The organism is Rahnella sp. P4_A8, from assembly GCF_056402435.1.
The window spans coordinates 1-1780 of the sequence record NZ_JBFUHK010000198.1; the positions used below are offsets into that span (position 1 = coordinate 1).

3 protein-coding genes and 1 pseudogene are annotated in these 1780 nt (G+C 50.0%); all 4 read right to left on the bottom strand.

Annotation, left to right across the window (positions count from 1 at the left end):
- Positions 1-89 (bottom strand): annotated as a pseudogene (locus AC1DUO_RS24595) (50S ribosomal protein L23); the annotation flags it as partial.
- On the bottom strand, positions 86-691 hold the full coding sequence (gene rplD, locus AC1DUO_RS24600) for a 50S ribosomal protein L4 (protein WP_013573688.1): 606 nt from the start codon (positions 689-691) through the stop codon (positions 86-88). The gene rplD and the pseudogene AC1DUO_RS24595, both read right to left, overlap by 4 nt.
- Before the next feature lie 16 nt (positions 692-707).
- Positions 708-1337 carry a 50S ribosomal protein L3 gene (gene rplC / locus AC1DUO_RS24605; protein WP_013573687.1) on the bottom strand — a complete coding sequence of 210 codons (630 nt, stop codon included), beginning with the start codon at positions 1335-1337 and terminating at the stop codon, positions 708-710.
- A 33-nt stretch (positions 1338-1370) separates the two neighbouring features.
- Entirely contained in the window at positions 1371-1682 is a 312-nt protein-coding gene (rpsJ, locus tag AC1DUO_RS24610; protein WP_009639175.1) for a 30S ribosomal protein S10, read from the bottom strand.
- Positions 1683-1780: the final 98 nt, after the last annotated feature.

Genomic DNA, 1780 nt, shown 5'->3' on the forward strand with positions numbered 1-1780 from the left:
ATGGTATTGTTCTTTTCCATCGCAGTAGACGCTTTTTCAGAAACGTGCGGCGCGCGCAGCACTTTCAGCAGACGTTCTTCACGAATCATGCCAGCATCTCCTCAACTTGCTTCACAGCGTCAGCAGTCATAACTACTTTGTCGAAGGCGATCAGGCTTACTGGATCGATACCTGCTACATCGCGAACGTCAACCTTGTACAGGTTACGTGCGGCCAGGAACAGATTCTCGTCGACTTCGCCAGTTACAATCAGCACGTCTTCCAGAGCCATGTCTTTCAGTTTCTGTGCCAGCAGCTTAGTTTTAGGCGCTTCTACAGAGAACGTCTCGACAACGATCAAACGATCTTGACGTACCAGTTCGGACAGGATGCTTTTCAGCGCGCCGCGGTACATCTTTTTATTTACTTTTTGACTGTGGTCCTGTGGCTTTGCAGCGAAGGTTACACCACCGGAACGCCAGATCGGGCTCTTTACAGAACCTGAACGCGCACGGCCAGTACCTTTCTGACGCCAAGGTTTTTTACCGGAACCGGTTACTTCAGCACGGGTCTTCTGAGCGCGAGTACCTTGACGGGCACCTGCTGCATAAGCAACAACGACCTGGTGTACCAGCGCTTCATTGAAATCACGCCCGAAGGTAGTTTCGGAAACAGTCAGCGCGCTCTGCGCGTCTTTCACTACTAATTCCATTCCTATCTCCTCGACGTTAAGCCTTAACAGCAGGTTTAACGATCAGGTTGCCACCGGTAGCACCCGGAACAGCACCCTTGACCAGCAGCAGGTTGCGCTCAGCGTCAACACGTACTACGTCCAGGCTTTGAACGGTTACACGCTCGTTACCCAGTTGGCCTGCCATTTTCTTGCCTTTGAACACTTTGCCCGGAGTCTGGTTCTGACCGATAGAACCCGGAACACGGTGAGACAAGGAGTTACCATGGGTAGCGTCTTGGGTACGGAAATTCCAGCGCTTAACTGTGCCAGCAAAACCTTTACCTTTAGAAGTACCGGTAACATCAACTTTCTTAACGTCTGCGAAAATTTCAACGCTAATGTTCTGACCTGCAGTGAACTCTTCACCTTCTGCAAGGCGGAATTCCCACAGACCGCGGCCAGCTTCTACGCCAGCTTTAGCGAAGTGACCCGCTTCTGGTTTGGTTACACGGTTAGCTTTTTTGCTACCAGTAGTAACCTGCACAGCGCGGTAACCGTCGTTGTCCAGATCTTTGACCTGAGTAACGCGGTTTGCTTCAATTTCGATAACGGTTACAGGGATAGAAACGCCATCTTCAGTGAAGATACGAGTCATACCCACTTTCTTACCGACTAAACCAATCATTGTTTCAACCTCTCAATCGCTCAATGACCCTGATTAACCCAGGCTGATCTGCACGTCTACACCAGCAGCCAGATCCAGACGCATCAGAGCATCAACGGTTTTCTCGGTTGGCTCAACGATGTCAACCAGACGCTTGTGAGTGCGAATTTCATACTGATCGCGCGCATCTTTATTGACGTGCGGAGAAATCAGTATGGTAAAGCGCTCTTTGCGGGTCGGCAGCGGGATTGGACCACGAACTTGCGCACCAGTGCGCTTCGCAGTCTCAACGATTTCCGCAGTTGATTGATCGATCAGACGATGATCAAACGCTTTCAGGCGGATACGGATTCTTTGGTTCTGCATGAGACCAGAGCTCCAATTATTTTAAACGTAAATGATTACTCCTCAAACCCATTTCGATTGATGGGAGAGTGTAATCGTTCTTCACATAACCCCCATAT

Coding starts and splice junctions, on each gene's coding strand:
- rplD (WP_013573688.1), bottom strand. CDS start 691: ATGGAATTAGTAGTGAAAGACGCGCAGAGCGCGCTGACTGTTTCCGAA.
- rpsJ (WP_009639175.1), bottom strand. CDS start 1,682: ATGCAGAACCAAAGAATCCGTATCCGCCTGAAAGCGTTTGATCATCGT.
- rplC (WP_013573687.1), bottom strand. CDS start 1,337: ATGATTGGTTTAGTCGGTAAGAAAGTGGGTATGACTCGTATCTTCACT.